The organism is Micromonospora sp. NPDC049257 (genome assembly GCF_040678915.1).
Lineage (GTDB): Bacteria > Actinomycetota > Actinomycetes > Mycobacteriales > Micromonosporaceae > Micromonospora > Micromonospora antibiotica.
In genome coordinates this window covers 302,821-324,535 of sequence record NZ_JBFAQU010000001.1, presented here as the reverse complement: position 1 = coordinate 324,535, position 21,715 = coordinate 302,821, and the positions used below count along the sequence as shown (strand labels likewise).

At 71.7% G+C, this 21,715-nt stretch carries 21 protein-coding genes and 1 pseudogene; 4 read left to right on the top strand and 18 right to left on the bottom strand.

The genetic code is table 11. From position 1 onward, the window contains the following. Positions 1-97 precede the first annotated feature (97 nt). Positions 98-1,315, top strand: coding sequence for an arginine deiminase (locus tag AB0K25_RS01345; protein ID WP_208565101.1), 1,218 nt, complete (start codon positions 98-100; stop codon positions 1,313-1,315). 50 nt (positions 1,316-1,365) lie between these two features. Here AB0K25_RS01345 and AB0K25_RS01340 read toward each other — a convergent pair whose 3' ends face one another. The 13 genes and pseudogenes from AB0K25_RS01340 to AB0K25_RS01280 all read right to left on the bottom strand — a co-directional run. After that, complete coding sequence (locus AB0K25_RS01340; protein ID WP_219465315.1) at positions 1,366-2,247, bottom strand: DUF5926 family protein; 882 nt, start codon at positions 2,245-2,247, stop codon at positions 1,366-1,368. Positions 2,248-2,399: 152 nt separating this feature from the next. After that, a complete protein-coding gene (locus AB0K25_RS01335; protein ID WP_307799007.1) occupies positions 2,400-2,813 on the bottom strand; it encodes an ATP-binding protein in 414 nt (137 codons plus the stop codon). Between the two features lie 94 nt (positions 2,814-2,907). Continuing rightward, the gene (locus AB0K25_RS01330) at positions 2,908-4,365 is read right to left on the bottom strand and encodes an ATP-binding protein (protein ID WP_208565098.1); all 1,458 of its coding nucleotides are present in this window, start codon (positions 4,363-4,365) and stop codon (positions 2,908-2,910) included. Between the two features lie 193 nt (positions 4,366-4,558). Further along, positions 4,559-5,350 carry a glycerophosphodiester phosphodiesterase family protein gene (locus tag AB0K25_RS01325; RefSeq protein WP_357538155.1) on the bottom strand — a complete coding sequence of 264 codons (792 nt, stop codon included), beginning with the start codon at positions 5,348-5,350 and terminating at the stop codon, positions 4,559-4,561. Positions 5,351-5,360: 10 nt separating this feature from the next. Next, complete coding sequence (locus tag AB0K25_RS01320) at positions 5,361-5,696, bottom strand: rhodanese-like domain-containing protein (protein ID WP_208565789.1); 336 nt, start codon at positions 5,694-5,696, stop codon at positions 5,361-5,363. 11 nt (positions 5,697-5,707) lie between these two features. Continuing rightward, entirely contained in the window at positions 5,708-5,893 is a 186-nt protein-coding gene (locus tag AB0K25_RS01315; RefSeq protein ID WP_363817720.1) for a hypothetical protein, read from the bottom strand. Next, positions 5,890-6,831, bottom strand: coding sequence for an LCP family protein (locus tag AB0K25_RS01310; RefSeq protein WP_363817717.1), 942 nt, complete (start codon positions 6,829-6,831; stop codon positions 5,890-5,892). Before AB0K25_RS01310 ends, AB0K25_RS01315 begins: the two co-directional genes overlap by 4 nt. 196 nt (positions 6,832-7,027) lie before the next feature. Then, complete coding sequence (locus tag AB0K25_RS01305) at positions 7,028-8,236, bottom strand: LCP family protein (RefSeq protein ID WP_208565095.1); 1,209 nt, start codon at positions 8,234-8,236, stop codon at positions 7,028-7,030. Positions 8,237-8,486: 250 nt separating this feature from the next. Next, the gene (locus AB0K25_RS01300; protein WP_219465310.1) at positions 8,487-9,719 is read right to left on the bottom strand and encodes an LCP family protein; all 1,233 of its coding nucleotides are present in this window, start codon (positions 9,717-9,719) and stop codon (positions 8,487-8,489) included. A gap of 77 nt (positions 9,720-9,796) precedes the next feature. Then, complete coding sequence (locus tag AB0K25_RS01295) at positions 9,797-10,774, bottom strand: NAD-dependent epimerase/dehydratase family protein (protein ID WP_219465308.1); 978 nt, start codon at positions 10,772-10,774, stop codon at positions 9,797-9,799. Positions 10,775-10,960: 186 nt separating this feature from the next. Next, positions 10,961-12,634, bottom strand: a complete 1,674-nt coding sequence (locus AB0K25_RS01290) for a cation acetate symporter (RefSeq protein WP_219465307.1) — start codon at positions 12,632-12,634, stop codon at positions 10,961-10,963. Then, positions 12,612-12,983, bottom strand: coding sequence for a DUF485 domain-containing protein (locus AB0K25_RS01285; protein ID WP_208565091.1), 372 nt, complete (start codon positions 12,981-12,983; stop codon positions 12,612-12,614). Before AB0K25_RS01285 ends, AB0K25_RS01290 begins: the two co-directional genes overlap by 23 nt. Positions 12,984-13,316: 333 nt before the next feature. Then, positions 13,317-13,847, bottom strand: a pseudogene (locus AB0K25_RS01280) (flavin reductase family protein); the annotation flags it as partial. Here AB0K25_RS01280 and AB0K25_RS01275 point away from each other — a divergent pair. Together AB0K25_RS01275 and AB0K25_RS01270 are read left to right on the top strand one after the other, a co-directional pair. Then, complete coding sequence (locus AB0K25_RS01275; RefSeq protein WP_363817711.1) at positions 13,736-14,584, top strand: DUF5753 domain-containing protein; 849 nt, start codon at positions 13,736-13,738, stop codon at positions 14,582-14,584. The pseudogene AB0K25_RS01280 and the gene AB0K25_RS01275 overlap by 112 nt on opposite strands. Beyond that, positions 14,581-14,781, top strand: coding sequence for a DUF397 domain-containing protein (locus tag AB0K25_RS01270; protein WP_357538160.1), 201 nt, complete (start codon positions 14,581-14,583; stop codon positions 14,779-14,781). The genes AB0K25_RS01275 and AB0K25_RS01270 overlap by 4 nt, the downstream gene beginning before the upstream one ends. 13 nt (positions 14,782-14,794) lie before the next feature. Here the strand turns inward: AB0K25_RS01270 and AB0K25_RS01265 are convergent, their stop codons facing one another. The 5 genes from AB0K25_RS01265 to AB0K25_RS01245 form a co-directional block, all read right to left on the bottom strand. Continuing rightward, positions 14,795-15,313, bottom strand: a complete 519-nt coding sequence (locus AB0K25_RS01265) for an SRPBCC family protein (protein WP_363817707.1) — start codon at positions 15,311-15,313, stop codon at positions 14,795-14,797. Beyond that, entirely contained in the window at positions 15,313-17,001 is a 1,689-nt protein-coding gene (locus tag AB0K25_RS01260; RefSeq protein WP_363817704.1) for an ABC transporter permease, read from the bottom strand. The genes AB0K25_RS01265 and AB0K25_RS01260 overlap by 1 nt, the downstream gene beginning before the upstream one ends. Then, positions 16,986-17,750 carry an ABC transporter ATP-binding protein gene (locus tag AB0K25_RS01255; protein ID WP_208565085.1) on the bottom strand — a complete coding sequence of 255 codons (765 nt, stop codon included), beginning with the start codon at positions 17,748-17,750 and terminating at the stop codon, positions 16,986-16,988. Before AB0K25_RS01255 ends, AB0K25_RS01260 begins: the two co-directional genes overlap by 16 nt. Positions 17,751-17,907: 157 nt before the next feature. Continuing rightward, complete coding sequence (locus AB0K25_RS01250; RefSeq protein ID WP_363817701.1) at positions 17,908-19,548, bottom strand: cation acetate symporter; 1,641 nt, start codon at positions 19,546-19,548, stop codon at positions 17,908-17,910. A gap of 1 nt (position 19,549) precedes the next feature. Next, positions 19,550-19,900 (bottom strand): hypothetical protein, encoded by a 351-nt coding sequence (locus AB0K25_RS01245; protein ID WP_208565788.1) that lies wholly within the window; start codon positions 19,898-19,900, stop codon positions 19,550-19,552. Positions 19,901-20,220: 320 nt separating this feature from the next. Here AB0K25_RS01245 and AB0K25_RS01240 point away from each other — a divergent pair, with 320 nt between their 5' ends. After that, complete coding sequence (locus tag AB0K25_RS01240) at positions 20,221-21,606, top strand: hypothetical protein (protein WP_363817698.1); 1,386 nt, start codon at positions 20,221-20,223, stop codon at positions 21,604-21,606. Positions 21,607-21,715 lie beyond the last annotated feature (109 nt).

The window sequence follows — 21,715 nt, the reverse complement described above, 5'->3', positions numbered from 1 at the left end:
ACGGCAAGTTGGAACGCCGGAATGAGTGCGGATGAATGCCATATTCATCCGCTGTTCTTCCGCTGAAGATCGTTCATCACTGCCCTACGCTGCGGAGGTGACCCACTACGTGGACAGCGAGGTCGGTCGACTCGGCACGGTGCTGTTGCACCGGCCGGGTCCGGAACTTGCCCGCCTCACCCCCCGCAACAACGACTCGTTGCTCTTCGACGCTATCCCATGGGTCGGCCGGGCCCAGGAGGAGCACGACGCCTTCGCCGCCGAGCTGCGCGGGCGCGGTGTGGAGGTGCTCTACCTCGCCACCCTGCTCGCCGAGACGCTCGCCGTCCCCGAGGCCCGCGCCGAGCTGACCGAGCAGGTGCTCGGTTCGCCCCGGCTGGGCGACACCCTGCGCCGCCGGGTCGCCGACCACCTCGCCTACCTCGACCCCGCCGCGCTCGCCGACGTGCTCACCGCCGGGCTCGCCCACGAGGAGGTACGGATCAGCGCCGAGCGCCCCGGCGGTCTGGTCTGGACGATGATGGACCGGCACGAGTTCGTCATCGACCCGCTGCCCAACCTGCTCTTCACCCGCGACTCGTCACTGTGGATCGGCGACCGGGTCGGGGTCACCAGCCTCGCCATGCCGGCCCGCCGCCGGGAGACCACCCTGACCGACGCGATCTACCGTTACCACCCCCGCTTCGTCGGCACCCGGGCCGTCTACCACCCGGGCCTGGAACACCTCGAAGGCGGCGACGTGCTGCTGCTCGCCCCCGGGGTGCTCGCCGTGGGGGTGGGCGAGCGAACCACCCCCGCCGGTGCCGAGCGGCTGGCCCGGCAGGTCTTCGCCGCCGGCCTGGCGCACACCATGCTGGTGGTGCCGATCGCCCAGGAACGGGCCACCATGCACCTCGACACCGTCTGCACCATGGTCGACGTCGACACGGTGCTGATGTACCCCAACGTGGCCAGCACGCTGTCGGCGTACACGGTGATCGCCGGCCCGGACGGCGAGCCCCGGGTCGACGGCCCCGCGCCGTTCCTACGCGCGGCGGCCGACGCGATGGACCTCGACCAGCTCCGGGTGATCGACACCGGCCTGGACCCGGTGACCGCCGAACGCGAGCAGTGGGACGACGGCAACAACACCCTCGCGCTGGCCCCCCGGCTCTGTGTCGGCTACGAACGCAACGTGGAGACCAACGCCCAGTTGGAGCGCGCCGGCATCGAGGTCATCCCGATCGCCGGTTCGGAGCTGGGCTCCGGCCGGGGCGGCCCGCGCTGCATGTCCTGTCCGCTGGTCCGCGAGCCACTGCGACCGCCCGCCGGCTGACCCGCTGTCCGCCTCCCCCGGCGTCGTCGCCCCGGACCGGTGGGGGTGGCTCAGCGGAGGGTGAGCTGGCGGCCGAGCAGGCCCTGGCGGGCCCGGCGACCGGCGGCGTCCAACGGCTCCTTCTCGGCCAGCGCGTCGGCGTACCGCTTGGCGAACGCGGCGACCGGCTCCTCCCACTCGGCGGCCGGAACGTCCTCCGGCAGGTCCCAGACCGGCGCGAGCCGGCCGTGCGCCCGGAACATGCCGGCGAACTTCGTGCCCTCGCCCAGGGGGAGGGCACCGGCGGCGGAGAGCCGGGAGAGCGCGTCCAACGCGGCGTCCTCGTCGTCGCCGAGCACCCAGCGCACGTGGGCCTTCTCCGGCACCTGACACCAGTAGGCGGCCCGGGCGGCGGCCAGCTTCACGGTCGGATAGATCGCGGCGTTCGCCCGCTCCAGGGACGCCTGCACGGTCGGGTCGTCGGCGGCGCCGGGATCGAGCCAGAACTCGAAACCCTCGTGCATCGTGATGTCCAGCGTGCCGTCGACCAGGATGTCCTGGAGCCGGGGGCCGGGGCCCGGCAACGGCGGCACCGTCACCGCCCCACCCGGCTCGGTACGCAACGCGCAGAGCAGCGCGTCGGCCAGGTCCCGGGAGACGTCACCGGACTGCTGGTGGCGCTGGAGACCGATGAACACCCGACCGTCCGGCTTGGTCATCGCCGGGGCGGCCATCGGCAGCACGGTCGCCAGGGTGACCGGGCGGTCGCCGTGCTCCTCGACGAGGTCCGGGGTGAGTCGCAGCGGTGCCGAGGCGGCCGGTACGAGTTCGCGCAGGGCGATCCACTCCGGTTCGTCCACCAGCCCCTCGAACGGACGGGGGACGAACACGTCCCGGATCTTCTCCCGGCGGGGGGCGGCCTCGGCGCGCTGGTTCTTTCGACGCTTGCTCACGGCGAGACAGCCTAGAGCCCGATCGGCGGCGGTGGGGGCAGGACCCGCCCCGCGCCTGCCGGGTCGCCGGTGCCGCCGACGTCGCCGATCCCGACCCGGCTGGTGGAGGGACAGGCGGACCGGCTCGGCCGGCGGCCGACGGCGGTGACGGGTCAGCCGGCGGCGATCAGATCCGGGCGGCAGTCGGCCGGGTCGAACTCGGCCCAGACGCTCTGCCCCAGACCGTCCCGGTCGACCCCCCACCGACTGGCCAGGCCGGCGACGATGTGCAGGCCCCGGCCGTCGACCGCGTCCGTGCCGGCGGCCCGCATCCGGGGCCCCACGCCGGCGCCGCCGTCGGTCACCCGGACGGACAGACCCGGACCGGTCGACGTGGGCCGCAGCCGCCAGGCGACCCGGACCACCCCGCCGGGCAGCGGGTCGGCGTGCCGGACCGCGTTGCCGACCAGTTCGGCCAGGACCGCCACCAGGTCGGCGAGGAGCGGCGGGGGCACCAGGCCGGCCAACTCGTCGGCGAGCCGGTGCCGGGCCAGCCGCGCGCCGGTGGCGTGGTGGGGAACCACCACACACCACGAACGCTCGACCCGTCCCGTCGACACCCCGGCTCCTTCTCGACCCGTGCCTGCTGGCGGGGTGGACCACCCCGGGTCCACCGACGGCTCACCCGCGCGGCAGCCGCACCTCTGCGACGGTACCGCCACCATCTCGTGGACGTAGGGATACCCATCCATTCTGCTGTTCAACGATCCGGCGGACGAGATAGAGACCCAACCCGGCCCCGGGATAACCCCGCCGGTCGCCGGACTCGCCCTGCCAGAACCGGTCGAAGGCGCGTTCCACGTGCTCCGGCCGGATGCCCACCCCCCGGTCGGTCACCCGGAACGACACGGTCTGCCCGTCGGCGGCCGCGAACACCTCGATCACGGCGTCCGGAGGTGACCACTTGCCCGCGTTGGTGCACAGCTCGGTCAGCACGGTGGTGAGGCTGTGCCGGTCCCCGAGCGCCTTGGGCAGGTCGACGGGGACGTGCAGGAGCAGGCGGCGGCGCAGGTCACCGGGGAGGTCCAGCACCGCCGCGCGCAACGCCCCGCCGAGGTCGAACGGCACGGCCGGCTCGTCGCCGGGGCGTACGTCGGTGGCTGAGGCGAGCAGCCGGTCGACCAGCCGGGCCAGTTCGTTGGCCCGTTGACCGATCACCCGGGCCGCCTGCCGCCGGTCGTGGTCGGTCAGCGACTCCCAGTGGTCGGTGAGGGTGTCCGCGTACCCCTTGATGACGGTGACCGGGGTACGCAGCTCGTGGCTGGTGACCGCGACGAAGAGGTCCCGGTCGGAGTCCCGGCGCTGCTGGTCGGTGATGTCGCGGAAGGTGACCACCCGCAACGTGCCCGGGTCGACCAGCTCGCCGGAGGTGATCCGCAGCCACCGCCCGTCGGGAAGTTGGTGGTCGAGCACCTGGCCGGTCGGGGGGAGCGGGAACGGCAGTGGGCGGTTCAGCGCCTCACCGGCGCTGCGGCCGGTGACCTGGGCGGCGGCGGGGTTCCAGAGCCGGACCCGGCCGTCCCGGTCGACCACGGCCAGACCGTCGGCGAGCGCCGCCACGACCGGGCCGTCGCCGTGCACCGGCAGGCCGCTCTGGTCGCCGTACATGTGGGCGATGCAGGAGGCGAGGTAGCCGAGGGTGGCGTGCTGGACCCGGTCCTCGGAGTCCTCGCCGTCGGCGTAGAGGGCGTGCAGGCTGCCGACGGTCAGGCCGTTGAGTTCGGCGCGGGCGACGATCATGCGGCGCAGGCCCCGCTCGGCCAGCTCTCCGGCGAGCGGACCGTCGAGGTGGTCCAGCCGGGTCTGCCGGACCCGGGGACCGGTGAGCAGACAGACGGTGGCCGGGTCGGAGGCGGGCAACGGGCGGCCGATGGTCCACTCGGCGCAGCCGCTGGCGGCGATCACCCGTCCCCCGGTCGGGGCGAACTCGACGAAGGCCACGCAGGCCGCGCCGAGCGCGGGTCGGGCTGCCCGCAGCAGCGCGGTGAGCACCGGCAACCCGGCCTCTCCCGAGTTGATCATCTCGATCACCGCGCCGTGGTCGGTGATGAGGTCGGCGAGATCGGTGCGCTCCGGCATGCCCCGAGTGTGCCCGGTGCACCGCCCGTCGGACATCCCCGGGCGGGGGCCGACCCGCCGCTGGGACGCCCCGGGCGCGAGCGGGCCGGTCGGGCGACGGGCCGCACCGGCCGGGCCAGTGAGGCGGCGACGGGCCGCACCGGCCGAGCCGGTCGGGCGGCGACGGGCCTCACCGGTCGGGCGGCGACGGGCCTCACCGGCCGAGCCGGGCCAGGGTGTGGGCGGGCCGGTCGGTGATCACGCCGTCCACCCCCGCGTCGAGGACCAGGTCCAGGTCGGCCGGTTCGTTGACCGTCCAGACGTACACCGGGTGGCCGGCGGCCCGCAGCGCGGGCACCAGCGTCGGGCGGGCCCGGACCAGGCCGATGCCCGGCCCGGCGATCCGGGCCCCGAACGGTAGCCGGCCGAGCGGCAGCCAGCGGGGCAGCACCTCCAGCAGCAGCACCGTCGGCAGCGCCGGGGCCAGCTCACGGACCCGGCGGACGGCCAGGGGGGAGAACGACATCACGGTGACCTGGACCGGGTCGTCGGGGCCCGGTTCGGCCAGCCCGTGCCGCCGCAGCATGGTCACCAACCGGCGCTCGACGTCCCCCCGGTAGCGGGACGGGTGTTTGGTCTCCACCAGCAGCCGGACCGGGCGGCCCGCGTCCCGTACGGCGGTCAGCAGCCGGTCCAGGGTGAGCAGCCGGGTGTGCGCGTCGTCCAGCGCCTCGTCGCCGTCGGCCGGCGTGCACCCGGGATGCCAGGAGCCGAAGTCCAACGTCTCCAACTCGGCCAGGGTGCGGGCGCTGACCAGGCCGTGACCGTTGCTGGTCCGGTTCAACCGCCTGTCGTGTACGCAGACCAGGTGCCCGTCGCGGGTCAGTCGGACGTCGCACTCCAACCCGTCGGCACCCTCGTCGAGGGCCCGTAGGTAGGCCGCCAGGGTGTGTTCGGGGAGGTCGGCCGACGCGCCACGGTGCGCGAAGACCAGTGGATCACCCATGCTCGGTCGCTCAGATGACCTGGCCGGGTTGCCCGTCCCCGGTGACCACCGGTTTGCCGACGGCCACCCACTGCCGCATCCCGCCGTCGGCGTTGCGCACCTGCTCCCACCCGTTGCCGAGCAGGTAGCCGACCACCTGTGCGGAGCGCCCGCCGGAGCGGCAGATCACCGCCACCTCGCGGTCGGTGGGCACCTCGGCGAGCCGGGCCGGCAGCTCCATCATCGGCACATGGTGGGCGCCGGGCGCGTGGCCCGCCGCCCACTCGTCGTCCTCCCGGACGTCGAGCAGGTAGGTGTCGTCGTCGATCGCGGTCACGGGGACGCTGGGAACCTGGGATCCGAACACGGTCACCAAGCCTAGATCCTCGGTGCCGCCGACGGCACGTCGGCAGCCGGCGTGGCGGCTCCCGGCACCTCGGCGGCTCCCGGCACCTCGGCGGCTCCCGGCACCTCGGTGGCTCCAGGGATGCCGGTGGCTTCCGGGACCCCGGTGGCCTCCGGGACCCCGGGGGCGCGGGATCCGGTGGTCGGGGTGGTGGTCACAGCCGGTTGACCCAGCGCGGGTTGGCCCGCGACCAGTCGGGCAGCCGGTCGGTGCGGACGGCGTCGAAGAGCCCGCCGCCGCCCTGGTCCAGCACCACGTAGGAGATGCCGTCGATGGTCTGCGGGTAGGACGGCAACTGCACCCCGTGCAGCGCGTCGGCGGGCAGGGAACGCAGCGCGAACACCAGGTCGTCCAGGGGCACCCCGTTGGTGTCGACGGTGAGCGAGCTGCCGACCGCCCGCAGCACCCGGTCCAGTTGCACGGGGTCGCTGCGCAGGTGGGACTGGGCGGCCCGGTCCAGCATCGCCCGCAGCATCTGCTGCTGGTGTCGTTGCCGGTCGTAGTCGCCGTTCGGGAGGTCGTAGCGTTGCCGGGCGTAGTCCAGCGCCCTGGCGCCGTCCATCTGCTGGCAGCCGACCGGGAAGTTCGTCCCGGTGTGGATCGACCGGACCTCGGTGTCGACGCACATCCGGATGCCCCCGAGCAGGTCGATGACCTGGCGGAAGCCGGCGAAGTCGACGAGCGCCGCGCCGTCGAAGCGGATGCCGGTGAGTCGGGTCAGGGTGGCCGAGAGCAGTCGGGTGCCGCCCTCGCCGCCACCGCCGTGCTCGTACGCCGCGTTGATCTTGTCCTGGCCCCCGCCGTAGCCGGCGGCGTCGGGTGGGATCGCGACCAGCAGGTCGCGGGGGACGGAAATCAGGTACGCCTGCCGTAGGCCGGGCGGAACGTGCACGATCAGGATGGTGTCCGACCGCTGGTCCGCCCCGGCTGCGCCGGGGCGTCGGTCGGAGCCGACGATCAGGTAGTTCAGCCCGGTGTCCAGCTCGGTGCGGGCCTGCCGGGCGTCGGGGGAGAGTAGTTGTTCCCGGCTGACCGTCCGGTCGTAGCGGTGGGCGAGCAGCCGTACCCCGACGACGGCGAACCCGGCGAGCAGCACCAGGGTCAGGCCGACGCCGAGCAGGATCCGCGACCAGCGTGTCCCGCGCCGGGCGGGAGGCGGTGTGCCCCGCCCCCGAACGGATCGCGCTGACCTGGCCGTGACGCCCTCCCGTGGCCGAAACGTGAGTGCTTCTCACGTCAGGCTACGGTGGGACCACGGGTCCCCGGGGCGGTTCGCCGGGACTACCGGCGGGTCACTTCCGGGTGGACAGCACGCTCGGGTTGGCGTAGACGAACTCGGCCAGCTTGTCTTCCTTGATCGCCTGGAACATGTCCAGCGTCTGCTGGCTGAGCGCCTCACGGTTGTTGGCGTTGCCGTTGAACGTGCCACCGTTGGTGCGCAGCATGGTCAACTCGTTGGCGGTGACCCCGCGCATGGTGAAGACCAGGTCGGCGACCGGCACCCCGCCGGTGTCCAGGATGAATGCCTTGCCGGCCGCCTTGATCAGCTGGTTGACCTTGACCGGGTTGGTCATCATGCCCTTGTCGGTGGCCTTGCGGGCCATCGCCTTGATCAGCTGCTGCTGGTTCTGCTGGCGGTCGTAGTCGCTGTTGGGCAGGCCGTAACGCTGCCGCGAGTAGTCGAGCGCCTGGAGGCCGTTCATCTCCCGGCAGCCCTTCTTGTAGACCACCGGGGTCATCGGCCGGCCGGTCTTCTTGGCGTCGGCGTTCCACATCTGCTTGCCGTCGACCATCATCATGTGGTGCGACTTCACCTCGTGGCTGACGCAGATGCGCACCGTGCCGAGGGTGTCGATGACGTTCTTGAAGCCACCGAAGTTGATGATCGCGGCCCCGTCGAAGCTGACTCCGGTCATGTTCTTGATGGTCTGGGCCATCAGCTGCGCGCCGCCCTCCCAGCCGCCGCCGTTGCGCGCGCCGGCCTGGAACGCCGCGTTGATCTTGTCGGTGCCGCCCTTGAACCCGCTCTTCTTGAACGCGGGGATCTGTGCCTCGGTGTCGCGGGGGATCGAGATCAGGTACGCCTGGTCGTGGCTGGCCGGGATGTGCAGCACGATGATGCTGTCCGACCGGACGTCGTCGGCGGCCCAGCGCTCCCGGGCGTCCACGCCGAGCAGCAGCATGTCGATCGGGCCGTCCAGGTTGGCGCCGCCCTCCGCCTCGGTCTTCCCCGCCCCGCCGAGCAGGTTGCGCTGGGCGATGTTGCCGGTGGCCTGGCTGATCAGCGCCTTGCTGCCGACGATCGCGATGCCGCTGGTCACCATCAGCACCGCGCCGAAGATGACGGTCAGCCGCGCCCAGAGCGGGTCCTTGCGCCGGGTGCGCTTGCGGGCCGTGCCGGAGGGCCGACCGCCGCGACCGCCCGGTGACGGGACGGCGGCCGACGCCCGGTAGGGGTCGGCGTTCAGCGACGAAGGGCGGGGGCTGGTCTGAACCGGCATGCATGCTCCAGCTCGCGTGATCGGGGGGCGGGACCACTTTACGTACCGCTTCCCGTCAAGGCGAGGTCGTCACACGCACAAATCCCAGACAACCCGACCTTTTCCTCCGCGATTTGTCCGAACGGATGAATCGATGAGACCGGACGGCTGTTGGCTTTTGATGATCAAGCCTTCGGTAAAGACCTCTGATGACGCTCGTCGAAATCTGCCCGACATCCGGGGTCGGGCCGACCCCGGATGCCGGGCCGGCTCAGTTCCCGTTGCCCGGCGTGTCCGCCTTCTTGTCGGCGGCCACCCAGTCCGCCATCGTGTCGGCGGACATCGCCTTGTACATCGCCAGCGCCTTCTCCCGGTCCGACACCACCACCGACTCGCCGTTGATGGTGTCGCTGCCGGTGTTCGGGCTGGTGAGGAAGGTCAGGTTCTCCCCGCGCAGGTTGCGGAACTGGATCGCCATGTCGCCGAGGGAGAAGTCGTTGTCGACGGTCACCGCGGCGGTCACCGACTGGAGGAACGCGTTCAGCTTCTTGGGGTTGGTCAGCGTGCCCGTGCTCGCCGCCTTGTCCATCAGCGCCCGCAGGAACTCCTGCTGGTGGCGCATCCGGGCGAAGTCGCCCTGGGGGAACTGCTTGCGCTGGCGGATCCAGTCCAGGGCCGTCGCGCCGTCCATGTGCATGGTGCCCTTGGTGAACTTCCGGTACGGCTTGTGGATCGAGGTGATGCTCCGCTCCACCTTCAGGTCGACCCCGCCGAGCGCGTCGGTGACCTCCTTGAAGCCGCCGAAGTCGATCGCCATCACGTTGTCGATCCGGACGTCGGTGAAGCACTCCACGGTGCGTACCGCCAGCGGCAGGCCACCGAAGGCGAAGGCAGCGTTGATCTTGGCACGCCGACCGGAGTCGCAGGCCGCGCCCGCGCTCTCGGGGATCGGCACGTACAGGTCACGCGGGACGGAGACCAGGTAGGCCGACTTGTGGTCGGCCGGGATGTGCATGACGATCAGCGTGTCCGCCCGCCACTCGCCCGGCTTGTCGACCGCCGCGTCCGGGTCCCGCGAGTCGGTGCCGACCAGCAGGATGTTGAGCGCCCCGTCGACCGCCTTCGCCGGCCGCCCACCGGTGATCTCCGAGAACGGGTCGGTGCGGGCCAGGTCCTCGTTGAGGTTACGGGTGTAGAACCAGGCCCCGATCCCGCCGAGCAGCGCCACCACCAGCACCGTCACGCCGGCCACCAGGGCCATCCGCCCCCAGCGCGGGCGCGGCCCACGCCGGCCGTAGTTCCCCGGCCCGCCCGGCCCCGAGGGTGTGCCGGGGCCACCCGGCCCGCCCGACCGGGGCTGACTCTCCTGGTGCGAGGGGTACCACTGCGCGTCGGACTGGCGGGTGCGCCCGGTGGCGCCCCGGTCGGAGCCGGGCACCGAGGCACGGCCCGCGCTGCGGTGCAGGTACGGGAGCGAGGCGCCGGCTGACGAGGTCGCTGACATGCGTTTCAGCGTACGTAGGCGGGTCGAGCGTTCGCTGAATGTGAAGCCTCCCGAGCGCCCCGCGTGGCGTGGGAGAGCTACCCTAGCCGGCTGCGGAAATGGTCGATCGTGCGTCGCAGGCCCTCGTCGGGCGACACCTGCGGCTGGTATCCCAGCAGGTCCCGGGCGAGGGTCAGGTCGGGGCGGCGCATCTCCGGATCGTCCGAGCTGCGAGTGACGTAGGTCACCTGTGACGTACTGCCGGAGAGTGACGCGATCGTCTCGGCGAGTTGCCGCATGGTCAGCTCGTGTTCGGTGCCGCAGTTGATCGGGCCGGTCTGCGTCGAGTCGAGCAGCAGCAGGATGCCGCGCACCAGATCGTCGACGTAACAGATCGACCGGGTCTGCTCACCCGTGCCGTGCACGGTGATCGGCTCGCCACGCAACGCCTGGGAGATGAACGTCGGGATGGCCCGGCCGTCGTCCGGTCGCATCCGGGGGCCGTACGTGTTGAAGATCCGGACGATCGCCGCGTCCAGCCCCCGACTGCGGTGGTACGCCATCGTGGCCGCCTCGGAGAACCGCTTCGCCTCGTCGTAGACGCTGCGCACCCCGATCGGGTTGACGTTGCCCCAGTAGGTCTCCCGCTGCGGGTGCTCCTTCGGGTCCCCGTACGCCTCGGAGGTGGAGGCCATCAGGAACCGGGCGTCGTCGGTGACCGCGCGGTCGAGCAGGTGCAGGGTGCCCACCGAGCCGACCCGGAGGATCTCCACCGGCAGCTTCGCGAAGTCCGTCGGGCTGGCCGGGGAGGCCATGTGCAGGATCGCGTCGAACCGCTGGGCCAGGGCCGGGTGGTGGCTGGGCAGACCCTCGGAGATGTCCGCCTCGACCAGGGTGAACCGTGGGTGCTCCGCCAGGTGCGCGACGTTGTCCTTGGAGCCGGTGACGAAGTTGTCCAGCGCGACGACCGTGCACCCGCGCTCGATCAGGGCGTCCACCAGGTGCGACGGGACGAACCCGGCACCGCCGGTGACGAGGACGCGGTGACCGCTACCGAACCGCTGGGCAACCTTCATGGCGGTCAGCCTACTCAGCGCGACCGCCGCAGGTCATTTCGACCTGGGTGACGCCCGTGCCCCGTACCCTGCCCGTCTCTGCCTCGGGGCCTGCCACGACGCGGCCGTCGGGGTCGGCGGGCCCCGGGCGACGGCGGAGGCCCCCGCCGCGATCGCTCGCGGCGGGGGCCTCGTGGTGCCGGTTGCTCAGTGCGCACCCGCGCCGGTGAGGGCACGCACCTCCAACTCGGCGTACTTGTCCTCGTCGTGCTCCTTGGAGATGACCGTGCCGATCCAGCCGCAGAGGAACCCGAACGGGATGGACAGCAGCCCCGGGTTCGACAGCGGGAACCACTGCCAGTCGTGCTCCGGGAACATCGAGGTCGGTGCGCCGGAGACGACCGGCGAGAAGAACACCAGGAACACGGCCGAGATCAGGCCGCCGTAGATCGCCCAGACCGCGCCCGAGGTGTTGAACCGCTTCCAGAACAGGCTGTAGAGGATCGCCGGCAGGTTGCCCGAGGCGGCCACCGCGAACGCCAACGCCACCAGGAAGGCCACGTTGAGGCTCTGCGCGAAGATCGACAGGGCGATCGAGACCGCGCCGATGACCAGGGCCGAGATCCGGGCCACCCGGACCTCCTGGCGTTCGGAGGTCTGCCCCTTCTTGATCACGTTGGCGTAGAAGTCGTGCGCCAGGCTGGACGACGAGGCCAGGGTCAGGCCGGCGACCACCGCCAGGATGGTGGCGAACGCGACCGCCGCGATGATCGCCAACAGGGTCGCCCCGCCCAGGTTGCCGCCGAGGAAGGTCTTGCCCAACTCCTCGGCGAGCTGCGGCGCGGCCGTGTTGCCGGCCTTGTCCTGCGCGACGATCGCCTTGCCGCCGACCAGCGCCGCCGCGCCGAAGCCCAGCGCCAGCGTCAACAGATAGAAGGTGCCGATGATGCCGATCGCCCAGAGCACGCTCTTGCGGGCCGCCTTGGCGGTCGGCACGGTGTAGAAGCGGATCAGGATGTGCGGCAGGCCGGCGGTGCCGAGCACCAGGGCGATGCCCAGCGACAGCAGATCCATCTTGTTATAGAAGGTCTGCGTCGAGTTGCCGGCCACCTCGACGCCGTAGCGGAGCCCGGGTTCGAGGAACGCGCTGCCCTTGCCCGACGTGGCGGCGGCGTCACCGAGCAGCGCCGACAGGTTGAAGTTGTACTTGGCCAGCACCAGCACGGTCATCACCAGCGCGCCGGTCATCAGCAGGAACGCCTTGACGATCTGGACGTAGGTGGTGCCCTTCATGCCACCCACGGTCACATAGATGATCATCAGGGCGCCGACCATGATGATGGTGGCGATCTTGGCGGTGTCGGCGTCCATGCCGAGGAACGTGGTGCCCGGCTTGATCCCCAGCAGCAGCGCGACCAGGGCGCCCGCCCCGACCATCTGGGCCAGCAGATAGAAGATCGACACCGTGATGGTGGAGACCGCCGCCGCCGTACGCACCGGGCGCTGCCGCATCCGGAACGCCAGCACGTCGGCCATCGTGTAGCGGCCCGAGTTGCGCAGCAGCTCCGCCACCAGCAGCAACGCCACCAGCCAGGCGACCAGGAAGCCGATCGAGTAGAGGAAGCCGTCGTAGCCGTACAGCGCGATGATGCCGGCGATGCCGAGGAACGACGCGGCCGACATGTAGTCGCCGCCGATCGCCATGCCGTTCTGGAAACCGGAGAACGACCGGCCGCCGGCATAGAAGTCGGTGGCCGTCTTGGTCTGCCGACTGGCCCAGATCGTGATCGCCAGGGTCACCGCCACGAAGACCAGGAACAGCGTGATGGTCAGGTTGCGGGCGGTGCCGCCACCCGCCTCAACCGCGAGGACCGTGTTCATGGGTCACCTCCCCGATCTCGGCGCGGATGCGGTCGGCGGTCGGGTCGAGCTTGCGGTCGGCGTACCGCGAGTAGAGCCAGGCGATGAGGAACGTCGAGACGAACTGGAGCAGCCCGAAGATCAGCGCCACGTTGATGTTGCTGCCGAAGAGCTTCGTGCCCATGAAGTCCCGCGCGTAGGCGGAGAGGATCACGTAGAGCGCGTACCACAGGAAGAACGCGACGGTCATCGGGAAGACGAAGCTGCGCAGCGCGCGGCGCAACCCGACGAACTCGTCCGACCGTTGTACGGCCAGATAACGCTCCGCCGCCGACTCGGCCGGGGCGGGCGTGGGTGTGTCCGTGGACATCTGTGGATCACCACCTTCACAGGCATCGGGAGTTTCGCGCACCGTAGAGAGCGGCCTGCCTGCGAGAAAAGGTGCAGATCGATCCCGGCAGTCCCCTGCGCCGAACGGTCCCCCACCTGCGCCCAGTGACCCACGTCACCCCGCTCACCGGCCCCTGCCGCCCGCTTCCCGCCGCCCGCCCCGACCCGCCCCGCGCCCGGGACCATGACCCCGCCCCGCCGGCCGCCCTGGCCCCGCCCGGCCGGCCATGATCCACTCTCTTGGGTCGATATAGCAGTATCCGCCGGCCAGGAAGCCGCTATATCGGTGACATTGCGACGCCACCCCGCCCGGTCAGGGGAGTTGGTGGTAGCGGCCCCGGTGGTGCAGGAGGGGCGGGGTGTCGGTCAGGATCTCGACCGTTTCGACGGTGGCCTCGACGAGCAGCGCCCAGCCGTACTCCCGGGCGGTGTCCAGGCGGCAGCCGGCCCAGCTCCCGGCGTCGGCGGGCACCGGCCCGTAGGGCGTGTCGGTCCACGTGTCGGTGGCGAACAGGCCGCCCGGCGAGGGGAAGAGCCCGGCGAACCGGTCGGCGAGCTGCCGGTGGGACGGCCCGAGTGGGGCCACCGCGAACCGGCCGGCCTCCTCGATCGCCGCCCAGAGGTCGGCCTCGGGGTCGATCAGGCCGAGCAGCCGGTCCGGCTCCCCCTCGGCGACCAGGGTGGACGACACGGTCAGCCCGGCCGGGCCGGGTGCGGTCCAGAGCGTCACCGGTGCGGCGAGCCGTCCCCGCAGCCGACGGGCCGGCGAGCGTTGCCCGGTCGGCACCGCGAACGGGTCGGTGTGGTGGATCTCGGCACCCGGTTCTGGATTCACGTGAAACATTGTGGCCCCCGCCCCGTCCCGCGTTGCCAGGTCGGGGCGAGAGACGGCCTCGCTTTCATGATCGTCCACGGGTAAACGACTACGACACGCCGGTTCGGTGCCGCTCACGCGTAGACGATCGTCGGACCTTCCCGCCGACCGGGCGCGCGCCCAGAGACCAGGAGGGGGAGCGGGCACCGTCATGGTTCCTGCCCTGGCAGAGCTACGAGGCTCAGGCAACCCGGCTGCGCAACTTCGAGCCGTGTCTGGTGCCCGGGCTGCTCCAGACGGAGGACTACGCGCGGGCCGTCTTCTCGGCCGGCGGGCTCCAGCGCGACGAGCGGGTGGAGGAACTCCTCGCGCTCCGGATGAGCCGACAGGCGGTACTGGGGCGGGACGACCCACCCGAGTGTGTCTTCGTCATCGACGAGAGCGCACTGCGGCGGTCGATCGGTGGGCCGGCGGTGATGGACCGGCAGCTCGGACGGCTACTGGAGGCTGCTGAGCTGCCTCATGTGCGGCTCCATGTGCTGCCGCTCGATGCCGGTGCGCACGTCTCGCTGGGCGGTGGGTTCGTGCTGGCGGAACTGCCCGGGAGCGAGCAGGTCCTGTGTCTGGACAACACCGCCCGAGGGCAGATCGCGGACCATCCGGAATGGATTCGACTGATGCTGCGCAAGTGGGAGAGTCTGTTGGGTGAGGCGTTGGCCGAGCGCGCCTCGCTCGATCTGGTCAACAAGCTGAAGGTGACGCCATGACCCCTGACGAGCCACGCTGGCGGACCTCGTCGCGTTCCGACGACTCCGGCAACTGTGTCGAGGTGGCGGACAATCTGCCCGGGGTGGTGCTGGTCCGGGACAGCAAGGACCGCGCTGGCCCGACGCTCCACTTCACCCCCGACACCTGGCGTTCCTTCGTCGGCACCGTCAGGGTCGGCCGTACCCGCCGCCCGTGACGGCGGTGCGGCGCTAGGGCGTACCCGGGCCGGTGGGTGGAGGGTCGACGGACAGGGCGGCACGGGCGGCGGCCAGCACCTGCGGGTCGGCGCAACCGGCCGCGTAACCGGCGATCCGGCGGCGGATGTCCCGGGTGAGCAGCCAGACGCCGACCCGGTCGGCGACCGGGCGCAGGAACGCCGGCCGGCAACGGAAGCTGTACCGCCAGGTGGCGACTGTGTGGCCCGGCTCGGGTGCCGGTGCGAACCGCCAGCCACCGGCGAACATCTCGAAGAACCACGGGCCGCGCACCATCTTCATCCCCACGTTCGTCGGCGGGGCGAAGGAGACGTACTCGCTGATCATCACGAGGCCGTGCCGGGACCGGGTGAAGGTGCGCACGCCTTTGCCGGGGCGGGTGGCACCGTCGACGAAGTGCTGTTCGCGGACGAACGGGTCCCACCGGTAGCGCACCGGCGCGACGGTCTGCGACACCGCGAACGCCACCTCCGGCGGGACCGCGACGGTGGTGACCGCCTCGACGACCGGCATCAGCGGCGGGGGGTGACGGTCGACAGCAACTCCGGCATCCGGCGGTCCAGCACGTCCCCGGCCAGGTACGCCCCGAGCAGCGCCGCCCCCACCCCGTACGCCGCGCCGACCGGCAGGGCCAGCCAGAGCCAGACGTCGCCGAGCAGCCCGGCGGCCACCACCATCGGTACGGCGGCAGCCGCCGAGCCGACCATGGACAGCAGGGTGAGCATGCTCTTGGCGACCCCGGAACCGCCGTTCATCGCGAACGGGTTGCTCGTCTCCGGCAGCGAGTACGCCCCGAGCACCGAGATGAACCCGTTGATCGCCAACCCCACCCCGTACGAGGCGAGCAGTGCGCCCGCCGCCACCCCGAACCATTCCGGCCGGCCGAGCACCCCGCTGATGATCAGGGAGACGAGACCGAGCATCGGCAGCACGTACACGGAGAAGGCGGTCATCCGGGCGCGCAGCTCCAGCCGACCCGGGACCCCGGCCACGACGTTCGCCGCGTAGGCGCTGCCGTCAAAGCCGAACTGGTTGGCCAGGGTCACCGAGGCGAGCACGCCGACGAAGATCATCGAGATGCTGAGCAGTACCGGCGACGGGTCCCCGGTGGATTCGAAGCCCTCCTGGCCGACGGCGAAGCCCGCGCCACCGAGGTTGACCATCACCGGGACGAAGATCCCGACCACGGCGATGGTGATCAGGTTGGCCCGCCGTCGGGCGTCGCGCCACCAGTAGCGGCACTCGCGGGCCACCAGCGCGCCGAACCGGTCCCGGCGGGCCCAGCCGACCGCGCGGGGGAAGAGTTGGGCGATCGCGCCGCCGGTCGGTGCCTGGCGGGTCTTGGTCGGGGCGGCGCTCGCCGCGCCGACCATCGCCGACTCCAGCGACCGGGACCACCAGAGCAGCAGCGCCCCGATGGTCACCGCGGTGATCAGCAGCTTGACGGGCACCGCCCAGGTCCGGCCCTCGGCCACGTCCAGGCCGATCGTCCAGGGTGCGCCGAACGGGGTCCAGCCGACGATCCGGGCCACCCCGACGAGCCGGTCCCAGTCGGCGGTGCGTACGGCGGCCAGCACCACGAGCTGCAACGGGCCGAGCAGCGCGGCGACCACGGCGAGCAGCACGGCGGCCAGGTCACGGACCCGGCGGGACCGCAGCATGGTGGCGAACGCACTGGTCACCGCGCGGCTGGCGGCGACGCAGAGCAGCACCCCGGCGACCACGCCGACGGCGGCGACGACGCCGGCCGCCGCGCCGCCGAGCAGCGCGGCGCTGACCACCAGCCCGGCGACCGCGACCAGCACCGCGAACACCGGCACGCTGATCAGCGCCGCCGCGAACAGGCCGGTGACCAGGGTGCGGCGGGACAGCGGCAGCAGGGCGAACCGGGCCGGGTCGAGGGTCTCGTCGACACCGAAGAAGACCAGTGGCAGCAGCAGCCAGCCGAGGACGAGCACCCCGCCACCGAACGCCGCCGCCATCACCGCGTAGCGGGGTTCGTCGGCGAAGCCGGGGGCGGCGAACATCAGGAAACCGCCGGCCGCGAACCAGAGCCCGACCACCACCCCGACCACGAAGAGCGCGATCCGCCAGCCCTGGCCCCGGAAGTTGTTGCCCATCACCCGCAGCTTGAGCCGGACGAAGTGGCGCGGGGAGACCGGGCGGACCCGCTCGGCGGGTGTGCTCACCGGGACAGCCACGCCAGCTCCTCACCGGTAGCGGTCCGGCCGCCGACGACCTCGACGAAGACGTCCTCCAGGGAACGCTCGCCACGCACCTCGGCGAGGGTGCCGACCCGCTTGATGGTGCCGTCGGCGAGGATCGCCACGTGCGAGCAGAGCCGCTCGACGACCTCCATCACGTGGCTGGAGAAGACGACGGTCCCGCCGCCGACCACGTACCGGTGCAAGATGTCGCGGATCAGCGCCGCCGACACCGGGTCGACCGCCTCGAACGGCTCGTCGAGCACCAGCAGCCGGGGGCCGTGCAGCAGCGCGCAGGCCAGGCCGATCTTCTTCTTCATGCCGGCGGAGTAGTCGACGACCAGGGTCCGGCCGGCGTCGGTGAGGGCCAGCACGTCGAGCAGCTCCGCCGCCCGCTGGTCGACCACCGCCGGGTCCATCCCGCGCAGCAGCCCGTGGTACGCCAGCAGCTCCGCGCCGGTGAGCCGGTCGAACAGCCGGACGCCGTCGGGCATGACGCCGAGCAGCCGTTTCGCCTCGACCGGGTCACCCCAGACGTCGTGCCCGAGCACCCACGCGTTGCCGTGGTCGGGTCGGAGCAGTCCGACGGCCATCGACAGGGTGGTGGTCTTGCCGGCGCCGTTGGGGCCGAGGAGGCCGTAGAACGAGCCGGCGGGGACGGCCAGGTCCACCCCGGCGACCGCCACCTTGCCGTCGAACTGCTTGGCCAGGCCGCGGAGTGCCAGCGCAGGGTGTTCACCAGTCATGTGTCGACCGTATCCGGGCCGGGCGAGTGGCTGCTCCCGCCGGGGGACGATCCCGGCTCATCCCCGAGACGGACGGTCGCGCACGGTGAAGGATCCGAGACGTGACGTGACCGCCCCGTCGATCCTGGCATGGCCCCGGACGACCGGGACGAAACGGTCAGGAGCGCAGTGACTCGGGCGTGTGCAGGCGGAGCATGGTGGCCCCGACGTCGACGGGGGTGCGACGGCGGGTCGCCATCGACACGGCGATCATCACGGTGAAGGCGAGCGGCACCGTCCAGGCGGCCGGTTGGGTGGTGAGGGTGGCCGGCCAGCCGGACAACGGGGGGCCGAGCACGGTGACCAGCACCGCGCCGATCGCCGCCCCGCCGCCGACCAGCACCCCGGCCGCCGCACCGAGGTCGGTCAGGCCGCGCCACCAGATGCCGAGCACCAGCAGCGGGCAGAAGCTGGACGCGGCGACGGCGAAGGCCAGCCCGACCACCTGGGAGACGTCCAGCCCGGAGACGTTCAGCGCGAGCACCGCCGGCACTCCGCCGGCGATCACCGTGGCCAGCCGGAAGCCGCGTACCGAGCCGCGTCCCAGCACGTCGGTGGAGATCACCCCGGCGACGCTGGTGAGCAACCCGGACGAGGTGGACAGGAAGGCGGCGAACGCCCCGGCGGCGACCAGAGCGGCAAGCAGCCGCCCGGTGACGCCGCTACCGAGCGCCGCCTCGGGAAGCAGCACCACCACCGCGTCGGTCTGCCCGCTGACCAGCAGTTGCGGGGTGTAGATCCGGCCGAGCACGCCGTAGAGGGTGGGTAGCAGATAGAAGACGCCGACCAGCGCCAGCACCACCAGGGTGGTCCGCCGGGCCGACGCGCCGTCGGGGTTGGTGTAGAAGCGCACCAGCACGTGGGGCAGTCCCATGGTGCCGAGGAAGGTCGCCAGGATCAGCGAGTAGGTGGCGAACAGCCCCCGGTCGTCGTCCCCGGCGGCGCTGGGCAGCAGCCAGTCGGCCGCCCCGGTGGCGGCCCCGGACACCTCGGGCACCGGGTCACCGGCGGCGAAGCTCAGCTCGTCGCCGGGGCGTACCTCCCGGATGGTGCCGTCGGGGAAGGTGAGGGCCGCGCGGTGCTCGACCACGACGGTGGTCGCGGTGCGGAACGCCGGCCCGTCGGGCGGGGTCACCGCCGGGCGGGCGTCGGCCTGCCACTGGAGGGCCAGGAAGATCGCGGGTACGGCGAGCGCGGTCAGCTTCAGCCAGTACTGGAAGGCCTGGACGAAGGTGATCGCGCGCATTCCGCCGAACGCCACGTTGGTGGTGACCACCGCCGCGACCAGCAGCGCCCCCACCGGGTAGGGCGAGCCGGCCACCGTGGCCAGCGTCAGCCCGGCGCCCTGCAACTGCGGCACCAGGTAGAGCCAGCCGATGAAGATGACGAACACGGTGGCGAGGGTGCGCAGCCGGCGGGAACCGAGCCGCAGCTCGCAGAAGTCGGGCAGGGTGAACGCCCCGGAGCGGCGCAGCGGCGCGGCGACGAAGAGCAGCAGCGCCAGGTAGCCGGCGGCGAAACCGACCGGGTACCAGAGCACGTCGACGCCGTACTTGAGGATCAGCCCGGCGATGCCGAGGAAGCTCGCCGCCGACAGGTACTCCCCGCCGATCGCGGCGGCGTTCCAGGTCGGACTGACCGTCCGGGACGCCACCAGGAAGTCGGAGGTGGTCCGGGCCAGGCGCAGGCCGTAGAAGCCGATACCGACGGTGACCAGGGTGACCGCGACGATCGCCGGGACGACGTACCCGTTGCCCATCTCAGCGTTCCGGCCGCTGGACGAGGTCGACGAAGTCCTGTTCGTTGCGTTCGGCGAGCCACACGTACGCCCAGCCGACGGCGATGAGGAACGGGAAGGAGACCACCCCGAGCAGCAGCCAGGGCAGGTTGACCCCGAGCACGGTGACCCGGCCGACCGGGGGTGCGATGGCGAACAGCCAGGGCAGCCCGCCCAGCCCGACCAGCACCAGCAGGCTCAGTCGCAGGGCGAGGGTGAGTTGCGCCCGGACCAGGCCCCGCACCAGCGCCTCACCGACCCGGGTCTGTTGGGCCAGTTCGGTGCGGGTGTGGTCGGCCCGGGTGTCCCGGCGGGAGACGCCGGCCAGCACGATCCGTACCCGCCCGGTCGGCCGGGCGGCCGGTGGCCCGGGGTCCCGGGGTGTCGGTTCGGGCTCGTGGTGGGCGGTCACCCGGGCAGTCTCGCGGGCCCGGCCCGAATGTCAAGTGTCGTCCACCGGGGGGTGTGGACAACCTGTGGACAAGGCGGCCATCCTGTGGACGACAGCGGCGGGCCGAGGATGCCGGTGGCATTTCGTGTGATTCGTCCTCACCGGAACGTCACCGGGCGGTCATCTGTATCGGCCTTGCCGGCATTGACCCGGGCCCCTACGCTGGGGCGGCCAATCCTTTCCTCTTCGAACACGGGGTCTCTATGCGCAAAATTCGCACTATCCTCGGCGTCACTCTCGCCGGAGCATGTGCACTGGCCGTGGTGCCGGGTACGGCCTCCGCGGCTCCCGTCTCCGCACCGCTGCAGAAGGCGGCGGCCCTCGACGACGTGACCGGTGCCTACTACCCGGTCGCCCCGGCCCGCCTGCTGGACACCCGTAACGGCACGGGTGCCCCGATCGGCAAGATCGGTGCCGGCAAGAAGGTCGACCTCCAGGTCGCCGGCCGTGGTGGCGTACCGGCCAGCGGCGTCGGCGCGGTCGTGCTGAACGTGACCGTCACCGGTCCCAGCGCCGCCAGCTTCCTCACCGCCTACCCGACCGGTGAGTCCCGCCCCACCGCCTCCTCGGTCAACTTCGCCAAGGGCTGGCTGGGCTCCAACAACGTCACCGTGAAGCTCGGCTCCGGTGGCAAGGTCTCGGTCTTCAACAACAGCGGCTCGACCGACGTGATCGTCGACGTGGTCGGCTTCTACGCGGGCGACAACAGCCTCACCAACCGTGCCGGCGGCCAGTACGAGTGGTACCTGCCGGAGCGCATGTGGGACAGCCGCGAGGACCCGGAGGGTAAGCCCCCGGCGGGTCAGGTGCTGGAATACTCGCTCGACTTCGGCGACGACTACAACCCGCACGTCAAGTCGTTCGTCTTCAACGTCACCGCGGTGTCGCCGGCCAAGTCCGGCTTCCTCACCGCGTGGTCCGGCAAGGGCGCCCGGCCGACCGCTTCGACGGTGAACTACCTCGCCGGCACGAACGTGCCCAACCTGACCTTCGTGCAGACCACCCCCTGCACCGGCAGTGAGCTGAACGGTTGGTGCACCACGGGTGCGCCGAAGTTCCACATCTACACCTCGCAGGCGGCGCACGTCCTGGTCGACCTGGTCGGTGTGGTCGACGACGGTGAGTCCCCGTACGGCATGCGGTTCGCGCCGCTGAGCCCGACCCGGATCGTGGACAGCCGCTCCAACCTGGGTATCTCCGGGGCCATCCCGGCCAACGGCACCCGTAAGGTCACCGCCCCGGGCGCGCTGGTCACGCCCGACACCGAGGTGCTGGCGATGAACGTCACCGCCGTCACCCCGACCAAGAACACGGTCATCACCACCTGGCCGGCCGACTTCGACGACATCGGCAAGCCCGCCACCAGCAACCTGAACCCGTACGCGGGCCAGGTCGTCTCCAACGGCGTGCTCGGCGTCATCGGCCCGGAGTACGCGTTCAACGTCAACAACCTGTCCGGCAGCACGCACCTGGTCGCCGACGTGGTGGGCACGTTCTACTACCCGCCGGCGTCCACGGCCAAGTCGGCCACGTCGCTGAAGGGCGGCAAGGCCAAGCCGAGCGCGGTCCCGGCCGCGAACCGGAGCTGACCGACAGCCACCCCGACGGCTGACCGTCAGTCGTCACCCGCAGAGCGCCCCGACCACCCGGTCGGGGCGCTCTCGCGTTTTCCGACGATGAATGGCAGGCGCCTGCCAT